We start from the raw sequence: 24,197 nt of genomic DNA, 5'->3' as shown, positions 1-24,197 counted from the left end.
ACAAGCCTCGCACCACCATGCTCTTCTGGATACCCCGTCTCCTGGCCCTCGCGGCCTGTCTTCTCGCGCTCGGCTGCGCCAGTCCGCGGCTGCCGCCGTCCCCGGCCTCGCACCCGCCTTCGCCGCTTTCGGCCGAGCAGTCGAACGGCGTCGCGATCCATGCGCTCGGCCTCGTCGGCACACCGTACCGCTACGGCGGCAACACGCCCGAGGGCGGCTTCGACTGCAGCGGCCTGATCGGCTACGTCTACCGCCACAGCGCGGGCCAGGCGATGCCGCGCACCGTGGCGCGGCTCGCGGGCTTCGGCCGGCCGGTGGCGGCGTCCGACATCCGCTCGGGCGATCTGGTGCTGTTCGGTGCAGCCACGCCGTCGCATGCTGGCATCTATGTGGGCGACGGGCAGTTCGTGCATGCGCCCTCCACGGGCGGCGAGGTGCGGCTCGATCGTCTCGACGGCGTCTACTGGTCGCGCCAGCCGGTGCAGGTGCGCAGACTCTGAAGCCGCGTGCGCGTGTGGCATGCTGCGCGGGTGCGACCGAACCTCCGCGGAGACCTGCCATGAAGAAATTTTTTGTACTTGCCATCCTGGGCCTCGCGAGCAGCCTTCCGGCCTTCGCGCAACGCGACTACGACGCCTACGAGCGCGACCGCCACTACTGCGCGAGCGGCCGCTCCGGCGTGGACTTCAACACCTGCATGTGGCGCGTGCAGCGCGAGCGCGAGGAGCGCCGCCAGGACCGCCGCGAGCAGCGTGCCTACGAAAGAGAGCAGCGCGCCTACGAGCGCGAGCAGCAGCGGCGCGAATACGAACGGCGCGAGCGCTGGGCCGCGCCGCCGCCGCCGGCCTACCGCCAGTGGGACGACGGCCCGCGCGGCGAGCCGCCGCGGCTCAGCGACATGCAGCAGCGCGCGCTCGACAACTGCAACCTGCTCGCGCCGCGCGACCAGCCACGCTGCCGCGCGACCGTGATGTCGACCGTGCGCTGACCTCGGCGGGCGCGCCCGGCGCCACGGATTAAGGGTTTTCCATTACGCAAAGCCACGCGGCCGGGCCGCGCGGTCCGACGGATGCGCGCGACCCGCGCTCACGCAACACTCCCGGGCTTCGATTCCCGAGGAGACATCCCGCATGCACAGCATCCGCCGCCACCTGGTGTGGCTCGTGGTGGCCGTGGTCGGCGCGTTCGCGCTGGCCACCGTCGCCCTCACGCGCGGCGAAAGCGTCAACGCCCTCTGGGTGGTGACCGCCGCGATCTGCACCTACCTGATCGCCTACCGCTACTACAGCCTCTTCATCGCCGACAAGGTGCTGGGCCTGGACGCGAATCGCAAGACGCCGGCGCACCGCCACAACGACGGGCTCGACTACGTGCCCACCGACAAGAACGTGCTGTTCGGCCACCACTTCGCGGCCATCGCGGGCGCCGGTCCGCTCGTGGGCCCGGTGCTCGCGGCGCAGATGGGCTACCTGCCGGGGCTCCTGTGGGTGCTCGCGGGCGTGGTGTTCGCCGGCGCGGTGCAGGACTTCATCGTGCTGTTCATCTCCACGCGGCGCGACGGCCGCTCGCTCGGCGACCTGGTCAAGCAGGAGATGGGTGCGGTGCCCGGCATGATCGCGCTGTTCGGCACCTTCATGATCATGATCATCATCCTCGCGGTGCTGGCGCTGATCGTGGTCAAGGCGCTGGCCGAATCGCCGTGGGGCACCTTCACCGTCGCCGCCACGGTGCCGGTGGCGCTCTTCATGGGCGTGTACCTGCGCTACATCCGGCCCGGGCGCATCGGCGAGGTCTCGCTGATCGGCTTCGTGCTGCTGATGCTCGCGATCTTCGGCGGCCAGGCCGTGAGCCAGAACCCCGAGTGGGCGCCGCTCTTCACCTTCGACGGCAAGGCGCTGACCTGGATGCTCGTCGGCTACGGCTTCGTCGCCGCGAGCCTGCCGGTGTGGCTGCTGCTCGCGCCGCGCGACTACCTCTCGACCTTCCTGAAGATCGGCACCATCATCGCGCTCGCACTCGGCATCGTGTTCGTCATGCCGACGCTGCAGATGCCCGCGCTCACGCAGTTCGCCGCCGGCAACGGGCCGGTCTGGTCGGGCAGCATGTTCCCGTTCCTCTTCATCACCATCGCCTGCGGCGCGGTGTCGGGCTTCCATGCGCTGATCTCCTCGGGCACCACGCCCAAGATGCTCGACAACGAACGCCATGCGCGCTTCATCGGCTACGGCGGCATGCTGGCGGAATCCTTCGTCGCGGTGATGGCGCTGGTCGCGGCCTCGTGCATCGAGCCGGGCATCTACTTCGCGATGAACAGCCCGGCCGCGCTCGTGGGCAGCACCGCGCAGCAGGCGGCGCAGACCATCTCGGGCTGGGGCTTCGTGGTCACGCCCGAGATGCTGATGCAGACCGCGAAGGACGTGGGCGAGACCACCATCCTCGGCCGCGCGGGCGGCGCGCCCACGCTGGCCGTGGGCATGGCGCACATCCTGCACCAGGTGATCGGCGGCCCCGCGATGATGGCCTTCTGGTACCACTTCGCGATCCTGTTCGAGGCGCTCTTCATCCTCACGGCCGTGGATGCCGGCACGCGCGCGGGCCGCTTCATGCTGCAGGACCTGCTCGGCAGCTTCGTGCCCGCGCTCAAGCGCACCGACTCGCTGCCCGCCAACCTGTTCGCGACCGCGCTGTGCGTGGCGGCCTGGGGCTACTTCCTCTACCAGGGCGTGGTCGATCCGCTCGGCGGCATCAACACGCTGTGGCCGCTGTTCGGCATCTCCAATCAGATGCTGGCCGCGGTGGCGCTGTTGCTCGGCGTGGTGGTGCTGTTCCGCATGAAGCGCGAGCGCTATGCCTGGGTCGCGATCGCGCCGGCCGCGTGGCTGCTGGCCTGCACGCTCACCGCCGGCTGGCAGAAGATCTTCTCGAGCGATCCGAAGATCGGCTTCCTCTCGCATGCGGCCAAGTACACCGAGGGCCTGGCCAACGGCGTGCTCGTGGCGCCCGCGAAGACGCCGGAGGCGATGTCGCGCATCGTCTTCAACGACCGGCTCGATGCCGCGCTGTGCGCGCTCTTCATGTTCGTGGTGCTCAGCGTGCTGGTCTACAGCATCAAGGCCTGCCTCGCGGCGCGCGCGGCCAACCGGCCGACCGCGCACGAGACGCCGTTCGAACCCGTCGCCGCATCGGCGGCGCGCTGAGGCCGGCGCCATGGGGCTCGCACTGCCCGAAGCCGGGCGCTACTTCGCCCGCTCGCTCAAGCAGTCGCTGCGGCTCATGGTGGGCCTGCCCGACTACGACGCCTACCTGAGCCACATGGCGGCCACGCATCCCGGGCAGGCGCCGATGAGCTACGAGCAGTTCTTCCGCGAGCGGCTCGAAGCGCGCTACGGGGCGGGCAAGGGGCGCTGCTGCTAGCGGCCTGCGCGCCCCTTTTGGTCACGCTTGTCAACGGACCACCTCCGAACCCACTGAACAGGCCCATCGGTCTATAGAATCCGCCGCGTCGCGCGATGCGACCCCCTTGCAGTCCCCCGGCACGTTGCCGGTGTGCGCACCGCAAGGGCCCCCAACCCAGAACTTTCCAGGCAGGGCACATGCGTTCCGCATCCACCGATGCGGACGGCATGTCGCTTCGCGCGCCTCGTCAATGTTCAGGGAGAAAATCATGTCCGTTCGTTCGCGCGCGCCGCATCTGCGCCGCCATTCGCTTTGTCTTGCCGTCCTGGCGGTGCTGCACTGCAGTGCACAGGCCCAGGAGGCCGCCACGCTCAAGGAAATCACCGTCACCTCCGAGCAGGAGGCCGGCTACGCGCCCGCGGTCGGCAGCACCGCCACCAAGGGCAGCGCGCCGCTGCGCGACGTGCCGCAGGCGGTGAACGTGCTGCCCGCGCAGCTGCTGCGCGACCAGGGCGCCACCTCGATGCAGGATGCGCTGCGCAATGCGCCCGGCGTGTCGTTCAGCCACGGCGACGGCCAGCGCGACCAGGTGGTGATCCGCGGCTTCACCGCCATTGCGGACTGGTTCGTGGACGGCGTGCGCGACGATGCGCTCTACTTCCGCGACCTGTCGGACACGGAGCGCGTCGAAGTGCTCAAGGGGCCGGCGGCCGTGCTGTACGGCCGCGGCTCGTCGGGCGGCCTCGTCAACCGCGTGACCAAGAAGCCGGTGTTCGGCCGCCAGGCCGGCGAAGCCTCGCTGGGCCTCGGCAGCCACGACTTCAGGCGACTCACGGCGGACCTCAACACGCCCGTGGGCGAGAACATGGCCTTCCGCCTCAACCTCGCGCGCGAGAAGTCGGGCAGCTACCGCGACCAGCAGTTCGTCGACCGCTACAACGTCGCGCCTTCGCTCGCGTTCAAGTTCAGCCCGCAGACCGACCTGCTGCTGCAGTACACCAACGCGCGCGACCAGCGGCTCACGGACTTCGGCATTCCCGCGCTCAATGGCCGCCCGGTCGACGTGCCGATCGGCACCTACTACGGCTCGGCCTTCGCGAAGCGCGACGACACCACCACCTCGAAGGTGCAGTCGTTCACCGCCACGCTCGACCACCGCTTCAGCGATGCGCTGAGCCTGCGCAACACCTCGCGCTACTACCGCTACGCGCTCGATCGCCACAACACCCTGCCCAGCGGCACCACCGACCCGGTGCGCTTGACCGTGGGCCGCACGCGCGGCTTCATCGAACGCGACGAAAGCGGCTGGTTCAACCAGACCGACCTGACATGGCGCAACGAGCTCGGCGGCCTGAAGCAGGAGTGGCTGGTCGGCGCCGAGTTCGGCCGGCAGCAGAAGGGCGCGCATTCGGTGTCGACGCCCTCCGGCTACGAGCGCGTGAGCATCCTGAACCCCGTGTCCGCACCGGCGCCGATTCCGCTCGCGAACTACTGGCCCAGCAATGCGAGCACCGCGACCTTCGAGACCGCGGCCCTCTACGCGCAGAACCAGATCACGTTGGCGCCGCAATGGAAGGCGCTCGTCGGCGGGCGCTACGACGTGTTCGGCCAGCGCACCGTGCTCGACCGCAACGGCGACACGGTATCGCGCACCGACCGCAAGTTCAGCCCGCGCGCCGGGCTGGTGTGGCAGCCCGGCGATGCGCAGTCCTACTACGTCTCGTACAGCCGCTCGTTCCAGCCCTCGGCCGAGACCTTCGCACTGTCGGCGAGCAACGCCGGCAGCGAGCCCGAGATCACGGTCAACAAGGAGATCGGCGCCAAGCTCGACTTCCTCGACGCGCGCTCAACCTCACGGCGGCGGTCTTCAACCTGGAGCGCTCGGGCATCAGGAACACCGACCCGGCCAACCCCGCACGGCAGATCAACGTGGGCACCCAGCGCACCAACGGCATGGAGCTCGCGCTCGCGGGCAAGTTGCCGGGGCGCTGGGACGTCAGTGCGGGCTATGCCTACCTGGACGCACGCATCGTGCGCTCGCTCGCCACGATGAAGGGGCAGCAATTGCCCGTCGGCCCCGCGATCCCGGTGCAGGGCAAGGTGGCGGCGATCACGCCCAGGCATTCGGCCTTCGTGTGGCTCATGAAGGACCTGGGCCACGGCTTCAGCGCGGGCGGCGGCATGAACTACGTGGCCGCCCGCTATGCCTCGCTCACCAACCTCGTCACGCTGCCTTCGTACCTCACGGCCGACCTCGCCGCGAGCTACAGGACCGCGCGCTACGAGCTGTCGCTGAACCTGAAGAACATCGCCGACCGCAAGCACTACGTCTCCGCGCACGGCAGCGTCGACAACCTGATCCTGCCGGGTCCGGGCCGCGAGCTGCAGCTGATGCTGACCACGAGGTTCTGAGCCTGCACCGGGCGCCGGGCTCAGGCGCGGGCTGAGCCTGCCTGCGCGAAATCCGGCTTCTTCGCACGCTCTGCCGCTGCCACGATGCATGCCATCGTAACGAATGGTGGAGTCCATCGATGGCATCCGAACTCGCTCAGGTCGCAAGCTGGTCGCTGCGCTGGCGCATTCTTCTTTCGGCCGTGCTGTGCGTCGCCGCGGCGCTCGCGGTGGCGGAGCCGCCGGGGCGCGAGGCGACGCTGTACGCCGAGCAGCGCTTCCAGCTCGCACTCGAGGCGCAGGCCGCGCGCGACTACCCGGCCATGCTCGCCGAGCTGCGGCAGGCGGCCGTCGAAGGCCATCCGGGGGCGCAGGAGATGCTCGGCATGGTGCTGCTGGCCGGGCCGACGCTCTACGGGCCGGCCGTGAAGGCGAACCGCTGCGAGGCGCGCCGCTGGATGCTGCGCGCCGCATCGCAGGGCAGCGACACCGCCCGGGTCCAGCTCACTTTCCTCAACCGGCTGCGCCAGTCGCCCGCCGGCCTCAACGCCTGCGAATGAGCAAGGCGCCGCTGCCGGAGCCGACGGTTTCCGGCAGCCGCGCGGGGAAGTGTCCGGCAGCGCGCCGGGAAGGGAGGGGGCTAGACTCGGCGCTCACATTCCTCGCGAAGAGGCAGCCCCATGACCCACCCCCGATCGATTTTTCTCGTGCTCGCGCTCGCCTGCGCGGGCGCCGTCCACGCCGCGGAGGGCTGCGAAGCCCTGCGCGCCCAGATCGAGTCGAAGATCGCCGCGGCCGGCGTGGCGCGCTTCGCCGTGCTCACCGTCGATGCCAATGCACAGGCCGCCGGCCAGGTGGTCGGCAGCTGCGACCTGGGCACGCGGAAGATCGTCTACCAGCGCGATGGCGCCGCGGCATCCGATGCGGCGGCCGCGCCGCGGGCGGCACCTGCTTCCGCGCAAGACGAGCCCATCCTGACCGAGTGCAAGGACGGGACGGTGAGCGTCGGCGGCGACTGCAGAAAATAGACCCGCAGTCGCGCATCCGGCCACCGCATCTTCTGGAGCAGAACTTGTCCCGCAACAAAGCATTTCGCATCGCACTCTCGGCTTCGGCCGCGGCCCTCGGCGGCATCGCCGCCTACTGGACGCTGCTCGCCACACGGCAGGGACACATCCTCTTCGACGCGCGCAGGCTGCCGGTGGTCCATCTGTCGGACGACTTCTCCACCTATTCGCACACCGTGCCGGGCGGCATGGTCCGCGGCTACGTCTACCACCCGCAGGGCGAAGAAGCGCTGCGCGACCTGTTCATCTACTTCGCGGGCCGCGGCGAGGACGTGCGCGCCACCGCGCAGGCGCTGCACTGGCTGCCCGAGGGCTTCGGCTTCGCGGCGGTCAACTACCGCGGCGTGGCCGATTCCGAAGGGCATCCCTCGGAGATCGCCTCCGTGGCCGATGCGGCGCAGTTCGCCAGCCACCTGCGCAAGGCCTTTCCGCTCGCCCGGCTGCACGTGGTGGGGCGCAGCCTCGGCACCGGGGTTGCGATCCAGCTGGTGGCGCGGCAGGACTTCGCGAGCCTGCAACTGGTCACGCCCTACGATTCGATCCTCGAGGTGGCGAAGCGGCGCTTTCCGCTGGTGCCGCTCTCGCTGCTGCTGCGCAACCGCTTCAATTCGCTCGCGCACTGCAAGGAAGTGGCGGCCAAGACGCAGGTGCTGCTGGCCGAGCGCGACGACGTCGTGCTGCCCGAGCGTTCCGACAAGCTCATCGCCGCCTGGCCCACGCCGATCTGCGTGCAGACCGTGCCGGGCTCCGACCATCACAGCATCATGCGGATGGAGTCCACCTGGCTGCACCTGGTGGACTTCGCATTGACCGCCATCATCCCCGAGCCCAAGGCCGCGTAGCGCTCAGGTGGACCAAATGCGCGGGGTGCTCGGGGGCAGCCGCCAGAGCTCGGCACGCCACGCCTGCCACACCTGACGCAGCAGCTGCATCGCCGGCTCGACCACGGGCGCGAGCACGCGCAGCAGCACGATCTCGGCATGCGGGCTGGTCGCGCCCGCGCTCTGCGCGAGGCCGTGCGCATCGATGGCCTCGCGCGCGAGCGCGAGCAGCGCCTCGCGCCGTGCGCGCTCGGCCGGCGTGCCCGCGACGAAAAACAGCGAAGCGATGCACCGGTGGCCGCCGAAGCCCAGCGGACTCTGCAGCAGCCGCTGGTCGGCCGCGTCGATGCGGCCGCGTTCGAGCCACACGCCGGGCACCTCGATGTGCTGCAGGTAGCTGCCGCGCTCGAAGGGCTGCTGGGCATTAGGCAGGCCCAGGGCCGTGACGTCCCAGCCGATCAGCTCGGCGCCGGGCGCGGCCTCGATCACGAGGCGGTTCTCGGCATGGCAGCCGCTGTAGCAGATGGCTTCGAGCGGCAGCCATTCGAGCCGGGCGCCGCGCGCGAGCCGGATGTGCGTGCGCTGCAGCGCCAGCTCGCCTTCGGATCGGTAGAAGCGCGAGGCGCCGGGCGTGGTGACGAGGCCGTGGCTGCCGTCCGCGGCCTCGATCGCGATCTCCAGCGTGTCGCCGCCCACGAGACCGCCGGGCGGATGCACGAGCACGTTGTGGCAGACCGCATCGCCTTCGGGATAGAGGCTCTGCAGGATGCGCAGCGGCCCGTCGTGGCGGAAGCGCGCGACGGTGCGCGCGGCTTCCCGTCGGTAGTCGAGATGGAGATGGGCGTGCCAGGGCATCGGGCGAGTCTATGCGCCCGCCATGCTACTTCCAGGCACCATCGTGCGCGGCGGCGGCCTCGTCCAGCAGCGCGGGGCCGATGCATTCGATCGGATGCGGGGAGGCGCGGAACACGTCGCGGCACGACAGTTCGGCGTCGCGCTGGTCCTGCCGCTCGCCGCGGAACACGCGCAGCCGCTCCGCGTCGATGCCGAACACCACGCGGCCGATGTTCGACCAGAAGATCGCGCCCGCGCACATCACGCAGGGCTCGCCCGAGGCGTAGAGGGTGGCGCCCGCGAGCGCCTCGCGCGTGAGGCCGCGGCCCGCGAGCGCGCGCAGCGCGTTGACCTCGGCGTGCGCAGTGCAGTCGCCGGTCTCGTGGTTGCTGTTGGCGGCCTCGGCGAGCACCTCGCCCTCGGCCGAGACGATCACCGAGCCGAAGGGCCGGTTGCCGCGGCGCCGCGCCGCATGCGACCAGACGATGGCCTTGCGCAGGTAGCGCTCGTCGCGTTCGTCGAGCGTGCTTTCCTCGGGAAGGGTGGTGGAACTGTTGCTGCTGAAATTCATGCCGGGTTCATGCCTTGGGAAGGTTGCGTTCGTTGCGCGATGGCAGCATCGACGAATTGAAGATCGCGTCGGACGCGGGCTTGACCTTGAGGCCGAATACGTCGACGACCTCGTCGACCTGCTGCTCCAGCGTGAGCTTGCGGATGTCGCCCAGGCCGTGGCCGCGCGTGTCGGCGGCGCCCACGTACTGCGCCGTGACGCTCCAGCGCTCGCGTTCGATCTTCTCGTCCAGGATGGGTTCGCGCTGGCGCATCGCGGCAATGCTGGGGCCCGGGTCGGCGAAGGTCTCGACGATCGCGCGGTTGGTGGCGCGCAGGAAGGCGGCCACCAGCGCGGGATTCTGCGCCACGAGGTTGCTGCTCGCGAGGATCGCGTTGCCGTAGAGGTTGACGCCGGCATCGGCATAGCGCAGCACCGAGAGATCGTCGGCCTTCATGCGCGCGAAGAGCGAGATCGCCGAATCGTGGAAGTAGGTCGCCGCATCGACGTCGCCGCGCACCATCACGTTGTCGCGTGCGCTGAAGTCGGTGGTCTGCCACTGGAAGGCATCGGCGCGCATGCCCTGCTTGCGCGCCACCATCGGCCATGCGCGCCGGGTCGACTCGACGGCGGCCGCGGCCACCTTCTTGCCCGCGAGGCTCTTGAAGTCGCCCGTGATGCCGCGGTCCCTGCGGCCGATGATCACGAACGGTGCGCGGTTGTAGTACTGGTAGACCGCCTGCACCATCGGCGTGCCCGGATTCTGTGCGTTGAATTCGACCAGCGAACTGATGTCGCCCAGGCCCATCTGGTACACGCCGCTCGCGATGCGCGTGATCGAGGCGACCGAACCCGCGCCGGTGTCGATGGCGACGTCGAGGCCCTCGTCGCGGTAGTAGCCCCTGGCCTGCGCGAGGAAGAAGGGCGCGGTCTGGCCATTGATGCGGAAGTCGAGCGTGAACTTGAGCGGGGTGAGCCGGGGGCCGCCCTGCGCGAGCACGGCGGGGGCGGCGAGGGTGGCTGCGGCGGCAAGGAAGAAGCGGCGTTGCATCGTGGGGCCTCGGGGTCATGGGTCTTGATCCCTCCTGCGGTGGCGGGAGGTGCCTCAAGAGCAATTTCCGGGCGGGCGCACGATCGTGGTGCGTGCGCTGCTGAACGCTTCTACTCTTGCGGCGGTTCATGCACGACGCATGCCAGCGTGCGACCGCTGCGGCACAATGCGGGCGCGCAACTTGCATGGCAGGCGGCGCAGAGTAGAAGCGTTCAGCCCTTGCGGCGGGAAATTGCTCTTTCAGGTTCGTTCGTACCCCCACGCGCCACAGAAGGAGTTCCCGCATGCTCGTCACCCGACAACCCGTCTTCCGCAAGTTCTGGCATGCCGTCATGCCGCTCACCGCGCTTGCCGATGGCCCACGACCTTTCAAGCTGCTCGGCGAAGACATCGTCCTCTTCCTCGATGCCGAGGGCCAGCCCGCCGCGCTGCGCGACCGCTGCTGCCACCGCACCGCGAAGCTCTCGAAGGGCTGGTGCGTGAATGCCGAGGGCCGCGCCTGCGGCCAGGGCGCGATCCAGTGCGGCTACCACGGCTGGACCTACGACCGCAGCGGCCAGGTGATCCGCATTCCGCAGTACGAGCCCGACCGGCCGATCTCGCCCGACTACCGCACCACCGCCTACCGCTGCACGGCGCGCTACGGCTACGCCTGGGTGGCGCTGGAGGAACCGATCGCCGACATCCCCGAGATCCCGGAGTTCGACGATCCGGCCTACCGCACCATCTTCCAGTTCTACGAGGAGTGGCAGACCAGCCCGCTGCGCGCGCTCGAGAACTCGTTCGACAACTCGCACTTCAGCTTCGTGCACCGCGCCACCTTCGGCGTGGCCGCGAGCCCGAAGCCGAGCCGGTACGAACTGGTGGAGAACGCGAACGGCTTCCACGCCGAGACGGTCATCGAGGCGACGAATCCGGTGAAGTTCCACGCGATCAGCGGCGTGACCGATCCGATCACCACGCGCCACATGCGCAACGCCTACTTCATGCCGTTCTCACGCCGGCTCGACATCGAATACCCGAGCGGCGTGCGCCACATCATCATCAACTGCTTCACGCCGATCGACGACACGCGCATGCAGCTGTGCCAATGGCTGTTCCGCAACGACACCGAGGCCGATTGCGCGGCCCGGATGCTGATCGACTTCGACGAGGAGATCACGCGCGAGGACAAGGACATCCTCGAATCGACCGACCCCGACGCGGTGGTCGACACGCGCCGCCGCGGCGTGGAGTACTCGATGGACTCGGACCGGCCGGGCATGCTGATCCGCAAGCACCTGATGCAGCTGCTTGCGCGGCACGGGGAGGCGGAGGTGTATCGCGGGATGGAAGCTGCTTGAAGGCGGGAGCGGGCAGCCGAACGCAGAAGGAAGACAAAAGTCTCGCAGAGGTCGCAGAAGAAGACCTCGAAAAATCTTCTGGATTTCTTAGCGACTTTTGCGGAACCTTCGCGACCTCTGCGTTCTGCCCCCGCTTTCTCAGGCCGTCGCAGCAGCAGGGCGCCCGCCACGCAAGCGCGTGGACTGCGCCTCGTAGCGATCCATCGCCAGCCCATCGGTGCGGATCTCCGGGCGCTGCCCCGTCACGATGTCGGCGATCAGCTTGCCCGAGCCGCAGGCCATGGTCCAGCCCAGGGTGCCGTGGCCGGTGTTGAGGAACAGGTTCGCATGGCGCGTGGCGCCGATGATCGGCGTGCTGTCGGGCGTCATCGGGCGCAGGCCGGTCCAGAAGCTCGCGCGCGGCAGGTCGCCGCCCGGGAACAGGTCGCTCACCACTTTCTCGAGCGTGGCGCGGCGCTGCGGATTGAGGCTCAGGTCGAAGCCGCCGAGCTCGGCCATGCCGCCCACGCGGATGCGGTTGTCGAAGCGCGTCACGGCCACCTTGTAGGTCTCGTCGAGCACCGTCGACTGCGGCGCCAGCGATTCGTCGACCAGCGGCACGGTCAGCGAATAGCCCTTGACCGGGTACACCGGAATGTCGAGGCCGAGCGCGGCGACGGCCGCGCGCGAGTAGCTGCCGAAGGCCATCACGTAGCGGTCGGCCGTGAGGATCTTGCCAGTCGTGGTGCGCACGCCGGTGATGCGGTCGCCCACGGTCTCGAGCGCCTCGACCGCCTGGCCGAAGCGGAAGTCCACGCCCAGGCCGCGCGCGATCTCGGCCAGGCCGCGCGTGAACAGGTGGCAGTCGCCGGTTTCGTCGTTCGGCAGCCGCAGGCCGCCCGCGAGCCGGTCGCGCGCGCCCGCGAGCGCGGGCTCGACGCGGGCCAGGGCATCGCGGTCGAGCAGTTCGTAGGGCACGCCGCATTCCTCGAGCACCGCGATGTCGCGCTGCACCGCGTCGAGCTGGGCCTGCGTGCGGAAGAGCTGCAGCGTGCCGCCGGTGCGGTGCTCGTACTGCAGCCCGGTGTCGGCACGCAACTGCTGCAGGCAGCGGCGGCTGTACTCGGCCACGCGCATCATGCGTTCCTTGTTGACCGCATAGCGCTCGGGCGAGCAGTTGCGCAGCATCGCGGCCATCCAGCGCAGCTGGAACAGCGTGCCGTCGGGGCGGATCGACAGCGGCGCATGCTTCTGGAACATCCACTTCAGCGCCTTGAGCGGAATGCCAGGCGCGGCCCACGGCGTCGAGTAGCCCGGCGACACCTGGCCCGCGTTGCCGAAGCTGGTTTCCTCGGCCGGACCGGGCTGCCGGTCGAGCAGCGTCACTTCGGCACCGGAGCGCGCGAGGTAGTAGGCCGTCGTGGTGCCGATCACGCCGCCGCCGAGAACGAGGACTTTCATGGGTATTTACCAGAATGAAGGTGAATACGCTGAATTTACGGGTCAGAATGCAGTGGATTCCACCGAAATAAAGCCTTCCGCGGTGAAAACCGCTGCCAGGAGCCGCGCCGGACCGCGCGCGAAGTGAAATGCCCGAACTCGACCGCATCGACCGCAAGATCCTCGACGTGCTGCAGCGCCAGGGCCGCATCGCCATGACCGAACTCGCGGAGCGCATCGGCCTCTCGGCCTCGCCCTGCGCCGAGCGCGTGAAGCGCATGGAGCGCGAGGGCGTCATCACCGGCTACCACGCGCACGTCGCGCCCGAGGCGCTCGGCAAGACGCTGCTGGTGTTCGTCGAGATCAAGCTCTCGGCCAAGTCGGGCGACGTGTTCGACAAGGTGCGCAAGGAACTGCTGCACATGCCCGAGGTGCTCGAATGCCACCTCGTCTCGGGCAGCTTCGACTACCTCGTGAAGGCGCGCCTGAGCGGCATGAGCGAATACCGGCATCTGCTCGGCGACATCCTCAAGAAGCTGCCGGTGGCGGCGGAGTCGCACAGCTACGTGGTGATGGAGGAGATCAAGGAGACGCTGGTGCTCGCGACGGATCGCTGAGCGCCGGCGCGCGCCCCGCGGCTACGATCGGCGGCGTGATCCACCACCCGCGAACCGCACCATGAGCATCTCGATCCGCCGCGACGGCACCACCGGCACGCGCCACATCCTCAAGATCCGCAACCACGAGATCGCCGTCGATGCCTCGCCCGCAGGCGGCGGCAACGACGACGGCCCCCAGCCGCACGACCTCTACGACGCCTCGCTCGCGGCCTGCAAGGCGCTCACGGTGCTGATCTACGCGCGCCGCAAGGGCATTCCGGTGGAGGACATCGAGGTGCTGGTCGACCGCGACGACAGCGAGGAGCGCAAGGGCACCTACCGCCTCGACACCAAGCTGCGCGTGACCGGCGCGCTCAGCGAGGCGCAGCGCGACGAGCTGATGCGGGTGGCCGGCAAGTGCCCGGTGCACAAGCTCATGACCGAGGTGAAGACCGAGATCAGCACCGGCTGGGCCGATTAGGCCGAGGCCTGCGCCGCCTTGCGCGCCGCTTCCACGCGCTTCGCGTAGCGGTCGCCCCAGTCCGCGAGCGGACCGAGCGCCGCATTGAGCGTGGCGCCGAGCTTCGTCTCCGAATACTCCACGCGCGGCGGCACCTCGCGGAACACCTCGCGCGCGACGATGCCGTCGGTCTCGAGCTCGCGCAGCTGCTGGATCAGCATCTTCTCGCTGATACCCGGCAGCAGCCGCCGGAGCTCGCCGAAGCGGCGCGGCTGCAGGTGCAGCTCCCAGAGGATCAGCGCCTTCCACTTGCCGCCGATCACCTCGAACGCGGGCCCGATGCCGCAGACGTAGGGCTTCTTCGATGCCATGCCGTTCGCTCCAATACTGATGTTTTGGTAAGTACCTCACTTTATTGTAGGTACTTGACCGTTGGAGAGCCAGCTTCGAGGATGCAGGCCTTCTCAACAACATCCGGGCGAACCGACATGAACGACAGGCAGATCACCGTGCTGGGGCTGGGCTCCATGGGCAGCACCATCGCACGCCTCTATCTCGACCAGGGCTACCAGGTCACGGTCTGGAACCGCAGTGCCGACAAGGCGGAGCCGCTCGTCGCGCGCGGCGCCACCCTCGCGCGCAGCGCGGCCGACGCCGTGCGCGCGAGCCCGGGGGTGCTGATGTGCGTGTACGACTACCGCGCGGCCGACGCGATCCTGGCCATGGAAGGCGTCGCCGCCGCCATGGACGGCCGGCTCCTGGTGCAGCTCACCACCGGCAGCCCGCAGGACGCGCGCGATGCCGACGCCTGGGCGAAGCGCCACGGTGCGCGCTACCTCGAGGGTGCGATCCAGGCCGCGCCCGACCAGATGGGCCAGCCCGACACGCCGATCCTGATGTCCGGTGCCGAGGCCGTGTTTCGCGCGGCCGAGCCGCTGCTCGGCGTGCTCGGCGGCGGCACCGTCTACCTGGGCGCGGAGGCGGGCGCTGCGGCCGCCATGGACCTCGCGACGCTGTCGACCATCTACGGCACGCTGCTCGGCTTCATGCACGGCGCGCGCGTGGCGGAGCACGAGGGCTTCGACGTGGCGGAGTTCGGCCGCATCGTGGCCGGGATCATGCCGACCTTCGGCGGCTTCCTGCAGCACGAGGCGCGCGTGATCCAGTCGGGCGATTTCGCGATCTCGCAAAGCCCGATGCGCATTTCCGTCGAGGCCACGCAGCGCATCCTCGACACCGCGCGGCAGGCCGGCATCGACACCGAGTTCCCGGCCTTCGCGGCGGGTCTTTTCCGGCGTGCGGACGCGGCCGGGCTCGGCGGCGAGGAGATCGCGGCGCTGATCAAGTTGCTGCGCGGCGCCTGAAAAGGCGCCCGGCCGCCCGAAAAAGCATGAAGAACTACACTATCGGGCTGCCTACAGCACACATTCACACCGATGAAGTGGGTCATCCTCGCCATCTTCGCGCTCAGCGCTCTCTACGTTCACTTCCGCGGCCAGGTCCGGCACCGCTTCTTCCGGCAGCTGTCGGACCATTCGACCTTCCTCGCGCCGCTGAACGTGTTCATGTACATGTTCTCCAAGGTGCCGGGCACGCCGTACCTGTCGCCGGCGCAGTTCCCGGAGATGCGCGTGCTCGAGGAGAACTGGGAAGTCATCCGCGAAGAAGCGCTCGCGATGCGCAACGGCGGCAGCATCAAGGCCTCGAACCAGTTCAACGACGTCGGCTTCAACTCCTTCTTCAAGAGCGGCTGGAAGCGCTTCTACCTCAAGTGGTATGACGATGCGCATCCCTCGGCCGCCGTGCTGTGCCCCCGCACCACCGAGCTGCTCAAGGGCATCGGCACCATCAAGGCCGCGATGTTCGCCGAGCTGCCGCCGGGCAGCCGCCTCGTGCGCCACCGCGATCCCTTTGCCGGTTCGCTGCGCTACCACCTGGGCCTGTGGACGCCGGGCGTCGAAGGCTGCTACATCGACGTGGACGGCCAGCGCTACCACTGGCGCGACGGCGAGGCCGTGGTGTTCGACGAGACCTACATCCACTACGCCGAGAACACCACCGACCACGACCGCGTGATCCTGTTCTGCGACATCGAGCGTCCGCTCAAGTACCGCTGGGCCAGCGCGGTGAACCGCTGGTTCGCGAAGAACCTGCTCGCTGCGGCCGCATCGCCCAACGACGCGGGCGACAAGACCGGCGGCCTGAATCGCGCCTTCAAGTACATCTACCAGATCCGCGTGCAGGGCAAGCGGCTCAAGGCCTGGGACAAGCGGGTGTACTACCTCGTGAAGTGGGCGATCTTCGGCGGGCTGGCGCTCTGGATCTTCTGGTAGCCGCTGCCGACGCGGCCCGCCGGCCGCGGGACGCCATGCCATGCCGCTTTCCGACCGAGACCTCGTCGCACCGACGGACCTGGCCAGCGCCGAGGCGCTGATCGGGCGCATCCAGGCGCTCCTGGCGGCGCATGAGCTTGCCATGCGCGCACCGCCGCCGCCGCCCACCACCTGCTGCGGCCGCGGCTGCAACGGCTGCGTGTGGGAGGGCTGGCTCGCCGCCGTCGCCTACTGGCGCGACGAGGCCTCGCTGGTGCTGCCGCAGGGCTGACCACGCCTCCCGCACGGGAGCCAGCGGTTCGTGCTCAGGTCCGGTATGGCGCCGGCACCTTCCGGCGCCGCCCGCCGCCGATGGCACCCGACGCCGCCGCGCCCAGGATGCGGCGGAAGGTCGGGCATTCCATGTGGCTCGGCGCGGGGCACACGGCCGCATGGCGCAGGCCGTCGCGCATCGCGGTCAGGCCGCGGATCGTCCGGTCGATCTCGTCCGCCTTGGCCGTGAGCATCCGGCGGTCGATGTCGGGCCGGCCGTCGGCCGCGAACATCGCGGCGATCTCGTCGAGCGAGAAGCCGGCCGCGCGGCCCAGCGCGATCAGCGCCAGCCGCTCGAGCACGCGCTCGTCGAACAGCCGGCGCAGGCCCCGCCGGCCGGTGGGAGGCGATCAGCCCCTTCTCGTCGTAGTAGCGCAGGGCCGACGCGGTCAGGCCGGAGCGCTGCGCCACCTCGGTGATGTCCAGATGTCTCGTCACCCTCTTGACCTCAAGTTGACTTGAGCTTGCATAGTGCCGCTTCCGCTTGACCAAAGCAAGAGAAAGGACCAAGCCATGAACGACATTCCCGACACCGGCGACGAGCAGGCGCGGCTCTGGAACGGCCCCGCGGGCCGCGCCTGGGTCGATACGCAGGAACTGCTCGACCATCTGTTCGAGCCGCTCGCGGCACCGCTCGTCGAAGCCGTGCCCGAAGGCGCGGCCGCACGTGTGCTCGACGTGGGCTGCGGCACCGGCGCTGTGACGCTGGCCGTCGCGCGCCGGCTCGGCGCCGCCGGGCGCTGCACGGGCATCGACATCTCGCAGCCGATGATCGCGGCGGCCCGCATGCGCGCCGAACGCGCGCGCCTCGCAGCCGGCTTCGTCGAGGCCGATGCGCAGGTCCATGCGTTCGAGACGGCGGCGTTCGACACCATCGTCTCGCGCCTCGGCGTGATGTTCTTCGCCGACCCGGTCGCTGCCTTCGCCAACCTGCGGCGCGCCGCGAAGGCGGGCGCCGTGCTGCGCTTCGTCGCGTGGCGCGGCGCGGCCGAGAACCCGTTCATGACCACCGCGGAAAGGGCCGCGGCACCGCTGCTGCCGGACCTGCCGCCGCGCCGGCCCGGTGCGCCGGGGCAGTTCGCCTTCGCCGAGCGCAACCGCGTGGCCGCGATCCTCGAGGACAGCGGCTGGACCGGCATCGAGGTGCAGCCGGTCGAGTTCGCCTGCGCCATGCCCGAGTCCGGCCTGCTGCCGTACCTGCAGCGGCTCGGCCCCGTCGGGATCGCGCTCGCGCAGGCCGATGCGCCGCTGCGCGCGCGCGTGGTCGAGCGCGTGCGCGCCGCCTTCGAGCCCTACGTGCAGGGCGGCGAGGTGCGCTTCACGGCGGCATGCTGGCTGGTGGAGGCACGCGCCCGGTCGGCGCCGCCCGCGGCAAGGAGGGCCGTCCATGTCTGAAGCGATCGAATTCGCATGGCGGGCGCTGCTGATCGGCGCCGGTGCGACGCTCGTCATGGACGGCTGGACGCTCGCGCGCAAGCGGCTGTTCGGGAGGCCTTCGCTCGACTACGCGCTGGTCGGGCGCTGGGTCGGCCACATGACGCGCGGGCGCTTCATGCACGATCCGATCGCCGCCTCGGCGCCGGTGCGCGGCGAGCGGGCGTTGGGCTGGGCGGTGCACTATGCGACCGGCATCGGCTTCGCGGCGGTGCTGCTCGCGCTCGCCGGCCCCGGCTGGGCGCGCAGCCCCACGCTCTGGCCGGCGCTCGCGCTCGGCATCGGCAGCGTGGCCGTGCCTTTCCTGGTGATGCAGCCGGCCCTGGGCGCGGGCATCGCCGCGCGCCGCACGCCGCGCCCGGCCGCCGCGCGGCTGCAGAGCCTCGCGACGCACGGCGTGTTCGGGCTGGGGCTCTATGCGGCGGCCTGGCTCACGCGCGGCTGGCCCTAGCGGCTTTCCCAGAAGCCCCGGTGCGTGGCGATCATCTCGTCGGCCACCTCGGGCACCGGCCCGATCACCTCGATCTTCTTCTGCCCGCGCGCGAACACCTCGCGGCAGGGCAGGCTCAGCGTGGGGTTCTCGGGATGGTCGCCCGTGAGCGCGAGCAGCGCGCTCTCCTCGGCGCCGTAGACGACGCGGCCGATGTTGGCCCAGTAGCTCGTGCCCGCGCACATCGCGCAGGGCTCGAAGGTGGTCACGAGCGTGCACTGCCAGAGGTAGTCGGCGGGCCAGTTCTGCGCCGCGTGCCGCGCGAGCGTGGCCTCGGCATGCTGCACGGTGTCGATGTTGCCCTGCTCGGCGAGGATGGTCTCGCCATCGGGCGCGACCAGCACCGCGCCGAAAGGATGCCGGCCCATCGCCATCGCGCGGCGCGCCACTTCGTCGGCCCGCCGCAGCGCCCGGATCACCTGCGCCGGCGTCATGCAGTGCATCCCGTGCGCGAAACACCGCGGAACCGGCTTTGCCGGTTCCGCGGTGTTGCCCCCGGCGAGGGGGTGGGCGAAGCGACACGAAGTGCGCGAAGCCTGGGGAAGTGCCTCATGCTCACGCCTGCGAACCCCGGTGCGCCCAGCCGGTGGTGTGCTTCTCGACCAAGCTGAAGAGCTCGTACATCAGCATCGCCATCGCGCCCACCACCATCAGGCCCGCGAAGGCCAGACCCATCTGCATCGCCGAGCCGGCGGAGATCAGCAGGTAGCCGATGCCTTCGTTGGCCGCGGTCATCTCGCTCACCGTGGTGCCGACGAAGGCCAGCGTGATCGCCACCTTGAGCGAGCCGAAGAAGTAGGGCATGGAGCGCGGCAGGCCGATCTTCATCAGCACGTCCCAGCGCTTGGCGCCGAGCACGCGCAGCACGTCCTCCAGCTCGGGCTCGAGCGTCGCGAGGCCGGTCGCGATGTTGACCATGATCGGGAAGAAGCTGATCAGGAAGGCGGTGAGGATCGCGGGCCCGATGCCGATGCCGAACCACACGACCAGGATCGGCACGAAGGCCGCCTTGGGCAGCGCGTTGAAGGCCGTCATCAGCGGATAGATGGCCGCATAGGCGAGCCGCGAGCTGCCGATCACGAAGCCGAGCAGCACGCCCACCACGATCGCGAGGCCGAAGCCCGCCATCGTGACCCAGAAGGTGCGCCAGGCATGGCCCGCGATGATGGCCTTGAACTCCCAGAACTGCTCCCAGATGCGCAGCGGGCTCGGGAAGATGAAGTCCGACACGCCGAAGCCCGCGCAGATCACCTGCCACAGCAGGATCACCGCCACGAGCAGCAGCCAGGGCGACCAGCGTTCGAGTTGCTTGCTGTTCTTCATGGCCGTTCCTCAGTGCGCCGCGGCCGCCGGGGCGCCCGCCGCATTGCCGCGGATCGCGCCGATGTGGCTGCGCAGCTCGAGCACGATGTCGGTGAATTCCTTGGTGTAGGTGAGCTCGAGCTCGCGCGGGCGCGGCAGCTCGATTTCGCGCTTCACCACGAAGCGGCCGGGGCTCTTGCTCATCACGTAGACCGTGTCGGCGAGGAACACCGATTCGCGCAGGTCGTGCGTGACCAGGATCACGTTGAACTGCTGCTCGGTCCAGAGGTCGCGCAGGATGCACCAGAGCTCCTCGCGCGTGAAGGCGTCGAGCGCGCCGAAGGGCTCGTCGAGCAGCAGCATCTTGGGCTCGTGGATCAGCGCGCGGCAGATGCTCGCGCGCTGCTGCATGCCGCCCGAGAGCTGCCACGGAAACTTGTCCTCGTAGCCGCCGAGGCCCACCTTCTGCAGCAGGCGGCGGGCGCGCTCCTCGTATTCCTTGCGCTTCGCCTTGAAGCTGGAGCGGTAGGGCTCGACGATCTCCAGCGGCAGCAGCACGTTGTCGACCGTGGTGCGCCACGGCAGCAGCGAAGGCGCCTGGAACGCCATGCCGGAGATCTTGAGCGGCCCGTTCACCGGCTGGCCGTCGATGCGGATGCGGCCCATCGACGGCATGCGCAGCCCGGTCGTGAGCTTCATGAAGGTCGACTTGCCGCAGCCCGACGGGCCGACGATCGCGATGAACTCGCCGCGCCGCACCTGCAGGTCGATGGCCTCGACCGCGAAGTGGTTGGCGCGCAGCAGCTCCTCGTTGTAGGCGAGCCAGACGTCCTGGAAATCGACGAAGGGGGCGGCGGCCGCGTCGTTGTTCGTCAAGGCGGCCTGCATCACTTGCGCAGGATTCCGCTCAGTTCAGCCGCGGGCGGCAGCAGCGCGGCCGTCCACACCGCATCGGGGCTCACGCGGGTCTTGGTGTTGAAGGCGTCCGACACCTGCGAGGCCATGAGCGACATGCGGCCCGCGTTGGCCGCGCCGAAGCCGTCGGCGCGCGCGTCGGCGCTGTTGATCACCGTGTCGATGGCCAGTTGCAGCCGGCGCGTCTCGAGCTTGCTGTCGATGATGCCGTCGCGCGCCTTGACCGATTCGATCGCCGCAGCCGGGTTCGCGATGACCTCCCGGGCGCCCTTCGCGAAGGCGGAGAGGAATTTCTTCACCGCCTCGGGGTTCTCCTTGATGAGCTTGGGCGAGGCGATGATCACGTTGCCGTAGAGCTTCACGCCGTAGTCGGGGTAGGGGAGGATCACCACGTCGGCGGCCTTGGCGCCGCGCGCTTCGAGGTTCAGCAGCGAGGTGAAGGTGAAGCCGGTGATCGCGTCGATGTCGCCGCGGATCAGCATGGTCTCGCGCAGCGTCGGGTCCATCGCGGTCCAGTTGACGCTGCCGATGTTGTTGGCCTTGGCGAAGATCGGGAAGGCGCGGCGGCCCGCGTCGAACACCGGGGCGCCGAGCTTCTTGCCCGTGAGGTCGCCGGGTTTCGTGATGCCGCTCTTCTTGAGCGTCATCACCGAGGCCGGCGTGTTGTTGTAGACCATCATCACCGCGACCGGCTTGTTCGGGCTGTCGGGGTTGTTGGCGTGGAACTCCATCAGCGCCGCGAGGTCGGCAAAGCCCATGTCGTAGGCGCCCGAGGCCACGCGCGTGACCGTGCCGCCCGAGCCGTTGCCCGCGTCGATCGTGACGTCGAGCCCCGCCGCCTTGAAGTAGCCCTTGGCTGCGGGATGCAGGAACAGCGCGGCCGGCCCTTCGAAGCGCCAGTCGAGCTGGAACTTGATCGGCGTCGTGGTCTGGGCCAGGGCCGAGGAAAGGCCGAAGCTGAGGGCCGAGGCGGCGAGGAAGGACTGGAGCAGTTGGCGCTTGTTCATGCGGAATCCGTGGATGTGAATGCTTCGGCATTCAAGCAAAAACGGTGCCCGCACGCGATTGGTGCGAACCCTCCCGCGGCCCCGCTTGCGGTGCGGCGATGCACCGTTGTCGTGAACACGCGCGCGAAATGAACCAGCGTGGGGCGCGCCGGCCCCGGGCTCAGAGTGCCGCGCCGATCCTGCGCAGTTCGGCGATCTGCGGCGCCTTCGGCAGCCAGATCTTGTCGAAGGCCGCGATCACCGGCGCGGGGTCGTAGCCCGCATCGCTCCTGATCGCGAGGCCGCTTGCCTTGAACTTGTCGATCAGGCCGAGCTCGGTGGTCACGATGTCGCGGATCTGGGCGTCGAGCGACTGCTTCACGAGATCGGTCACCAGTGCCTTGTCCTTGGCGTCGAGCGTCTGCCAGATGCGGCCCGACACCAGCGGGGCGAAAGGCATGAAGAGCGCGTTCATCGGCAGCATCGTCTTCGCGACGCGGTCGAAGCGCTGGTTCCACGAGAACTCGATGTCGGCCTCGAGCCCGTCGACCTGGCCGTTGGACATCGCGTCGAACACCGCGGGCGTGGGAATGGGCGTGGGCGCCGCGCCGAGCAGCTGGTAGAAGTCGCGGTACACCGGCGTCGGGTTGATGCGCAGCTTCATGCCCTTGAGGTCGGTGGGCGTCCCGATCGGCTTGGTGGAGAACACCACCCGCATGCCGGTGATGCCCCAGCCCAGGCCGATGGTGCCGGTCTCGCGCGGCAGCACCTCGAGCAGCTTGAGCGCCGCGGGCGTGCGCACCAGCGAGGCCACGTTGGTGGTCGAGCGCACGAGGTAGGGCGCGTTGATCGCCGCCACGCTCGCCACGCGCGAGCCGAGCTCGGCGGCCTGGATCCAGCCCATGTCCAGCGCGCCCGACTGCAGCTGCTGCATCATCGCGGACTCGTTGCCGAGCTGGCCCGAATGGAACACCGTGGCGCCGAGCCGGCCGTCGGTGGCCTTCTTGAGCGCCTCGCCGAAGCTCACGGCGGCGCGGTTCCACGAATGGCCGGCCGGCGTGATCAGGCCGAGGCGGAAGTCCTTCGCGGCGGCGGCGCGCGAGACGGTACCGAAGAGCGCGGTCGATGCGGCGGCGGCGCCGGCGGCGGCCTGGACGAAGTGGCGGCGGGTGAGGGACATGCGTGACTCCGGGGTCGAGTGAAAGAACGGGGGACCGGACGCGCCGCCTACTTGAGCAGCGCGAGCGAGAGGCTCGGGAACAGCGACAGCAGCACCAGCGCCGCGCAGCAGACCAGGAAGAAGGGCAGCGTGACCATGAACATCTTCCCGGGCTTCGCGCCGGTCACGGCCGACGCGACGAAGAAGCTCAGGCCCACGGGCGGCGTCATCAGCCCGAGCACGAGGTTGATCACCACCACCACGCCGAAGTGGCGCGGGTCGATCCCGTAGATCTCGGTGGCGATCGGCAGCAGGATCGGCACCGTCATGATCAGCCCCGGAATGCCGTCGATCACGGTGCCGATCACGAGTAGGATCAGGTTCGCGAGCAGCAGGAACGCGACCGGGTCCTTCGCTACGGTCTGGATCCAGGCGGCCGTGGCCTGCGGCACCTTGCCGTAGATCAGCAGCCACGAGAACACCGCCGCCGCGGCCACGAGGAACAGCACCACGGCCGAGTAGATCGCCGACTTCAGCAGGATCTGCGGAATCATCGCGAAGCGGAATTCCCTGGTCACGTAGCGCCCGACCAGCACCGCGGCCACCGCGCCCACCGCGGCCGCTTCCGTCGGGTTGGCGAAGCCGCCCAGGATCGAACCCACGATGACGATCGGAATGAGCAGCGTCGGGCAGGCGGTGACGATGGTGCGCAGGCGCTGGCGCAGCGTGCGCCTTTCGGTGCGGGGGTAGTCGTAGATCCAGCCCATGCAGGCGATCACGACGAAGAACAGCAGCGTGAGGATCACGCCCGGCAGGATGCCCGCGATCAGCATGTCGCCCACCGCCACCTGCGCGAGCACGCTGTAGACCACGAACATCACCGACGGCGGGATGATCGGCCCGAGCATGCCGCCATACACCGTGATGCCGGCCGCGAAGGTCTTGTCGTAGCCCTGCTTCTCCATCTCGGGCACCATGATCTGGCTCATGATCGCCACCTGCGCCGTGGCCGAGCCGATGATCGACGACACCAGCATGTTGGCCAGGATGTTCACGTAGGCGAGCCCGCCCTTGACCGAGCCGATGAAGGCCAGCGCGAGATCGACCAGCCGGCGCGTGATGCCGCCGCCGTTCATGACCTCGCCGATCAGGATGAAGAGCGGGATCGCGATCAGGCTGTAGCTGTCGACGCCGCCGAACATCTGCGCCGGGAACGACTGGAACAGCACCGTGTCGCCGGCGTTCAGGATGTAGACGATGCCCGCGAGGCAGAGGCAGGCGCCGATCGGCACGCCGACCAGCATGATCACGAGGAAGAAGATCGAGGTCAGCATC

Annotated in this window: 26 protein-coding genes and 2 pseudogenes; 16 read left to right on the top strand and 12 right to left on the bottom strand. The window is 69.4% G+C overall.

The genetic code is table 11. The features are described 5' to 3' along the window. Positions 1-17: 17 nt before the first annotated feature. From M2165_RS04175 to M2165_RS04140, 8 genes and pseudogenes are all read left to right on the top strand, one after another. Positions 18-500 carry a C40 family peptidase gene (locus M2165_RS04175; RefSeq protein ID WP_280813423.1) on the top strand — a complete coding sequence of 161 codons (483 nt, stop codon included), beginning with the start codon at positions 18-20 and terminating at the stop codon, positions 498-500. Positions 501-559: 59 nt separating this feature from the next. After that, positions 560-988 carry a hypothetical protein gene (locus M2165_RS04170; RefSeq protein WP_280813422.1) on the top strand — a complete coding sequence of 143 codons (429 nt, stop codon included), beginning with the start codon at positions 560-562 and terminating at the stop codon, positions 986-988. A 142-nt stretch (positions 989-1,130) separates the two neighbouring features. Next, positions 1,131-3,197: a carbon starvation CstA family protein gene (locus M2165_RS04165; RefSeq protein WP_280813421.1), complete on the top strand. Its 2,067-nt coding sequence runs from the start codon at positions 1,131-1,133 to the stop codon at positions 3,195-3,197. A gap of 10 nt (positions 3,198-3,207) precedes the next feature. Beyond that, positions 3,208-3,414: a YbdD/YjiX family protein gene (locus M2165_RS04160; protein ID WP_280813420.1), complete on the top strand. Its 207-nt coding sequence runs from the start codon at positions 3,208-3,210 to the stop codon at positions 3,412-3,414. Between the two features lie 250 nt (positions 3,415-3,664). Continuing rightward, a pseudogene (locus tag M2165_RS04155) lies at positions 3,665-5,808 on the top strand (TonB-dependent siderophore receptor). A 119-nt stretch (positions 5,809-5,927) separates the two neighbouring features. After that, positions 5,928-6,347, top strand: coding sequence for a sel1 repeat family protein (locus M2165_RS04150; RefSeq protein ID WP_280813419.1), 420 nt, complete (start codon positions 5,928-5,930; stop codon positions 6,345-6,347). Between the two features lie 120 nt (positions 6,348-6,467). Beyond that, positions 6,468-6,815 carry a DUF1161 domain-containing protein gene (locus M2165_RS04145; protein WP_280813418.1) on the top strand — a complete coding sequence of 116 codons (348 nt, stop codon included), beginning with the start codon at positions 6,468-6,470 and terminating at the stop codon, positions 6,813-6,815. A 44-nt stretch (positions 6,816-6,859) separates the two neighbouring features. Then, positions 6,860-7,696: an alpha/beta fold hydrolase gene (locus M2165_RS04140; RefSeq protein WP_280813417.1), complete on the top strand. Its 837-nt coding sequence runs from the start codon at positions 6,860-6,862 to the stop codon at positions 7,694-7,696. 3 nt (positions 7,697-7,699) lie between these two features. Here the strand turns inward: M2165_RS04140 and M2165_RS04135 are convergent, their stop codons facing one another. The 3 genes from M2165_RS04135 to M2165_RS04125 are packed head-to-tail and all read right to left on the bottom strand — an operon-like array spanning position 7,700 to position 10,110. Continuing rightward, complete coding sequence (locus M2165_RS04135; RefSeq protein ID WP_280813416.1) at positions 7,700-8,530, bottom strand: urease accessory protein UreD; 831 nt, start codon at positions 8,528-8,530, stop codon at positions 7,700-7,702. Positions 8,531-8,555: 25 nt separating this feature from the next. Then, complete coding sequence (locus M2165_RS04130) at positions 8,556-9,080, bottom strand: nucleoside deaminase (protein WP_280813415.1); 525 nt, start codon at positions 9,078-9,080, stop codon at positions 8,556-8,558. A gap of 7 nt (positions 9,081-9,087) precedes the next feature. Next, complete coding sequence (locus M2165_RS04125) at positions 9,088-10,110, bottom strand: ABC transporter substrate-binding protein (protein ID WP_280813414.1); 1,023 nt, start codon at positions 10,108-10,110, stop codon at positions 9,088-9,090. Positions 10,111-10,394: 284 nt separating this feature from the next. Here M2165_RS04125 and M2165_RS04120 point away from each other — a divergent pair, with 284 nt between their 5' ends. Beyond that, positions 10,395-11,453 (top strand): Rieske 2Fe-2S domain-containing protein, encoded by a 1,059-nt coding sequence (locus M2165_RS04120; protein ID WP_280813413.1) that lies wholly within the window; start codon positions 10,395-10,397, stop codon positions 11,451-11,453. Between the two features lie 138 nt (positions 11,454-11,591). On the opposite strand, the gene M2165_RS04115 is transcribed toward M2165_RS04120, so the two are convergent. Next, positions 11,592-12,893 carry a D-amino acid dehydrogenase gene (locus M2165_RS04115; RefSeq protein WP_280813412.1) on the bottom strand — a complete coding sequence of 434 codons (1,302 nt, stop codon included), beginning with the start codon at positions 12,891-12,893 and terminating at the stop codon, positions 11,592-11,594. Between the two features lie 128 nt (positions 12,894-13,021). Between M2165_RS04115 and M2165_RS04110 the strand changes: the two genes are divergently transcribed. Then, the gene (locus tag M2165_RS04110) at positions 13,022-13,489 is read left to right on the top strand and encodes a winged helix-turn-helix transcriptional regulator (RefSeq protein WP_280813411.1); all 468 of its coding nucleotides are present in this window, start codon (positions 13,022-13,024) and stop codon (positions 13,487-13,489) included. Positions 13,490-13,550: 61 nt separating this feature from the next. Then, a complete protein-coding gene (locus tag M2165_RS04105; RefSeq protein ID WP_280813410.1) occupies positions 13,551-13,952 on the top strand; it encodes an OsmC family protein in 402 nt (133 codons plus the stop codon). On the opposite strand, the gene M2165_RS04100 is transcribed toward M2165_RS04105, so the two are convergent. Further along, a complete protein-coding gene (locus tag M2165_RS04100) occupies positions 13,949-14,302 on the bottom strand; it encodes a helix-turn-helix domain-containing protein (RefSeq protein ID WP_280813409.1) in 354 nt (117 codons plus the stop codon). The two genes, M2165_RS04105 and M2165_RS04100, sit on opposite strands and share 4 nt — an antisense overlap. Positions 14,303-14,419: 117 nt before the next feature. On the opposite strand from M2165_RS04100, the gene M2165_RS04095 reads away from it, so the two are divergent. From M2165_RS04095 to M2165_RS04085, 3 genes are all read left to right on the top strand, one after another. Next, on the top strand, positions 14,420-15,295 hold the full coding sequence (locus M2165_RS04095; protein WP_280813408.1) for an NAD(P)-binding domain-containing protein: 876 nt from the start codon (positions 14,420-14,422) through the stop codon (positions 15,293-15,295). Between the two features lie 72 nt (positions 15,296-15,367). After that, a complete protein-coding gene (lpxO, locus tag M2165_RS04090; RefSeq protein ID WP_280813407.1) occupies positions 15,368-16,264 on the top strand; it encodes a lipid A hydroxylase LpxO in 897 nt (298 codons plus the stop codon). Positions 16,265-16,304: 40 nt separating this feature from the next. Then, entirely contained in the window at positions 16,305-16,535 is a 231-nt protein-coding gene (locus M2165_RS04085) for an oxidoreductase-like domain-containing protein (RefSeq protein ID WP_280813406.1), read from the top strand. A gap of 34 nt (positions 16,536-16,569) precedes the next feature. Here M2165_RS04085 and M2165_RS04080 read toward each other — a convergent pair. After that, positions 16,570-17,014 (bottom strand): annotated as a pseudogene (locus tag M2165_RS04080) (helix-turn-helix domain-containing protein). A 75-nt stretch (positions 17,015-17,089) separates the two neighbouring features. On the opposite strand from M2165_RS04080, the gene M2165_RS04075 reads away from it, so the two are divergent. Together M2165_RS04075 and M2165_RS04070 are read left to right on the top strand one after the other, a co-directional pair. After that, positions 17,090-17,971, top strand: coding sequence for a class I SAM-dependent methyltransferase (locus M2165_RS04075; RefSeq protein ID WP_280813405.1), 882 nt, complete (start codon positions 17,090-17,092; stop codon positions 17,969-17,971). After that, a complete protein-coding gene (locus M2165_RS04070; protein WP_280813404.1) occupies positions 17,964-18,461 on the top strand; it encodes a DUF2938 domain-containing protein in 498 nt (165 codons plus the stop codon). The genes M2165_RS04075 and M2165_RS04070 overlap by 8 nt, the downstream gene beginning before the upstream one ends. On the opposite strand, the gene M2165_RS04065 is transcribed toward M2165_RS04070, so the two are convergent. From M2165_RS04065 to M2165_RS04040, 6 genes are all read right to left on the bottom strand, one after another. Then, positions 18,458-18,934 (bottom strand): nucleoside deaminase, encoded by a 477-nt coding sequence (locus tag M2165_RS04065; protein WP_280813403.1) that lies wholly within the window; start codon positions 18,932-18,934, stop codon positions 18,458-18,460. The two genes, M2165_RS04070 and M2165_RS04065, sit on opposite strands and share 4 nt — an antisense overlap. A gap of 121 nt (positions 18,935-19,055) precedes the next feature. Next, positions 19,056-19,823 carry an ABC transporter permease gene (locus M2165_RS04060; RefSeq protein WP_280813402.1) on the bottom strand — a complete coding sequence of 256 codons (768 nt, stop codon included), beginning with the start codon at positions 19,821-19,823 and terminating at the stop codon, positions 19,056-19,058. A 9-nt stretch (positions 19,824-19,832) separates the two neighbouring features. Continuing rightward, positions 19,833-20,678 carry an ABC transporter ATP-binding protein gene (locus tag M2165_RS04055; RefSeq protein ID WP_280813401.1) on the bottom strand — a complete coding sequence of 282 codons (846 nt, stop codon included), beginning with the start codon at positions 20,676-20,678 and terminating at the stop codon, positions 19,833-19,835. Positions 20,679-20,689: 11 nt separating this feature from the next. Next, a complete protein-coding gene (locus tag M2165_RS04050; protein ID WP_280813400.1) occupies positions 20,690-21,724 on the bottom strand; it encodes an ABC transporter substrate-binding protein in 1,035 nt (344 codons plus the stop codon). A 160-nt stretch (positions 21,725-21,884) separates the two neighbouring features. After that, positions 21,885-22,883 carry a TRAP transporter substrate-binding protein gene (locus M2165_RS04045; protein WP_280813399.1) on the bottom strand — a complete coding sequence of 333 codons (999 nt, stop codon included), beginning with the start codon at positions 22,881-22,883 and terminating at the stop codon, positions 21,885-21,887. 47 nt (positions 22,884-22,930) lie between these two features. Then, positions 22,931-24,196 carry a TRAP transporter large permease gene (locus tag M2165_RS04040; protein ID WP_280813398.1) on the bottom strand — a complete coding sequence of 422 codons (1,266 nt, stop codon included), beginning with the start codon at positions 24,194-24,196 and terminating at the stop codon, positions 22,931-22,933. Between the last annotated feature and the right edge of the window lies 1 nt (position 24,197).

Origin of the sequence: Variovorax sp. TBS-050B (assembly GCF_029893635.1) — a bacterium.
Lineage (GTDB): Bacteria > Pseudomonadota > Gammaproteobacteria > Burkholderiales > Burkholderiaceae_C > Variovorax.
Note: the sequence above shows the minus strand (reverse complement) of the source record. Positions and strands in the feature narration are given on the sequence as shown.

What these genes read in the sequence shown, in the direction of transcription:
- M2165_RS04165 (WP_280813421.1), top strand. Translation starts at nt 1,131, where the DNA reads ATGCACAGCATCCGCCGCCACCTGGTGTGGCTCGTGGTGGCCGTGGTC.
- M2165_RS04095 (WP_280813408.1), top strand. Translation starts at nt 14,420, where the DNA reads ATGAACGACAGGCAGATCACCGTGCTGGGGCTGGGCTCCATGGGCAGC.
- M2165_RS04150 (WP_280813419.1), top strand. Translation starts at nt 5,928, where the DNA reads ATGGCATCCGAACTCGCTCAGGTCGCAAGCTGGTCGCTGCGCTGGCGC.
- M2165_RS04050 (WP_280813400.1), bottom strand. Translation starts at nt 21,724, where the DNA reads ATGAACAAGCGCCAACTGCTCCAGTCCTTCCTCGCCGCCTCGGCCCTC.
- M2165_RS04160 (WP_280813420.1), top strand. Translation starts at nt 3,208, where the DNA reads ATGGGGCTCGCACTGCCCGAAGCCGGGCGCTACTTCGCCCGCTCGCTC.
- M2165_RS04065 (WP_280813403.1), bottom strand. Translation starts at nt 18,934, where the DNA reads ATGACGCCGGCGCAGGTGATCCGGGCGCTGCGGCGGGCCGACGAAGTG.
- M2165_RS04115 (WP_280813412.1), bottom strand. Translation starts at nt 12,893, where the DNA reads ATGAAAGTCCTCGTTCTCGGCGGCGGCGTGATCGGCACCACGACGGCC.
- M2165_RS04075 (WP_280813405.1), top strand. Translation starts at nt 17,090, where the DNA reads ATGAACGACATTCCCGACACCGGCGACGAGCAGGCGCGGCTCTGGAAC.
- M2165_RS04045 (WP_280813399.1), bottom strand. Translation starts at nt 22,883, where the DNA reads ATGTCCCTCACCCGCCGCCACTTCGTCCAGGCCGCCGCCGGCGCCGCC.
- M2165_RS04135 (WP_280813416.1), bottom strand. Translation starts at nt 8,530, where the DNA reads ATGCCCTGGCACGCCCATCTCCATCTCGACTACCGACGGGAAGCCGCG.
- M2165_RS04125 (WP_280813414.1), bottom strand. Translation starts at nt 10,110, where the DNA reads ATGCAACGCCGCTTCTTCCTTGCCGCCGCAGCCACCCTCGCCGCCCCC.
- M2165_RS04145 (WP_280813418.1), top strand. Translation starts at nt 6,468, where the DNA reads ATGACCCACCCCCGATCGATTTTTCTCGTGCTCGCGCTCGCCTGCGCG.
- M2165_RS04085 (WP_280813406.1), top strand. Translation starts at nt 16,305, where the DNA reads ATGCCGCTTTCCGACCGAGACCTCGTCGCACCGACGGACCTGGCCAGC.
- M2165_RS04130 (WP_280813415.1), bottom strand. Translation starts at nt 9,080, where the DNA reads ATGAATTTCAGCAGCAACAGTTCCACCACCCTTCCCGAGGAAAGCACG.
- M2165_RS04105 (WP_280813410.1), top strand. Translation starts at nt 13,551, where the DNA reads ATGAGCATCTCGATCCGCCGCGACGGCACCACCGGCACGCGCCACATC.
- M2165_RS04070 (WP_280813404.1), top strand. Translation starts at nt 17,964, where the DNA reads ATGTCTGAAGCGATCGAATTCGCATGGCGGGCGCTGCTGATCGGCGCC.
- M2165_RS04110 (WP_280813411.1), top strand. Translation starts at nt 13,022, where the DNA reads ATGCCCGAACTCGACCGCATCGACCGCAAGATCCTCGACGTGCTGCAG.
- M2165_RS04120 (WP_280813413.1), top strand. Translation starts at nt 10,395, where the DNA reads ATGCTCGTCACCCGACAACCCGTCTTCCGCAAGTTCTGGCATGCCGTC.
- lpxO (WP_280813407.1), top strand. Translation starts at nt 15,368, where the DNA reads ATGAAGTGGGTCATCCTCGCCATCTTCGCGCTCAGCGCTCTCTACGTT.
- M2165_RS04040 (WP_280813398.1), bottom strand. Translation starts at nt 24,196, where the DNA reads ATGCTGACCTCGATCTTCTTCCTCGTGATCATGCTGGTCGGCGTGCCG.
- M2165_RS04060 (WP_280813402.1), bottom strand. Translation starts at nt 19,823, where the DNA reads ATGAAGAACAGCAAGCAACTCGAACGCTGGTCGCCCTGGCTGCTGCTC.
- M2165_RS04100 (WP_280813409.1), bottom strand. Translation starts at nt 14,302, where the DNA reads ATGGCATCGAAGAAGCCCTACGTCTGCGGCATCGGGCCCGCGTTCGAG.
- M2165_RS04175 (WP_280813423.1), top strand. Translation starts at nt 18, where the DNA reads ATGCTCTTCTGGATACCCCGTCTCCTGGCCCTCGCGGCCTGTCTTCTC.
- M2165_RS04170 (WP_280813422.1), top strand. Translation starts at nt 560, where the DNA reads ATGAAGAAATTTTTTGTACTTGCCATCCTGGGCCTCGCGAGCAGCCTT.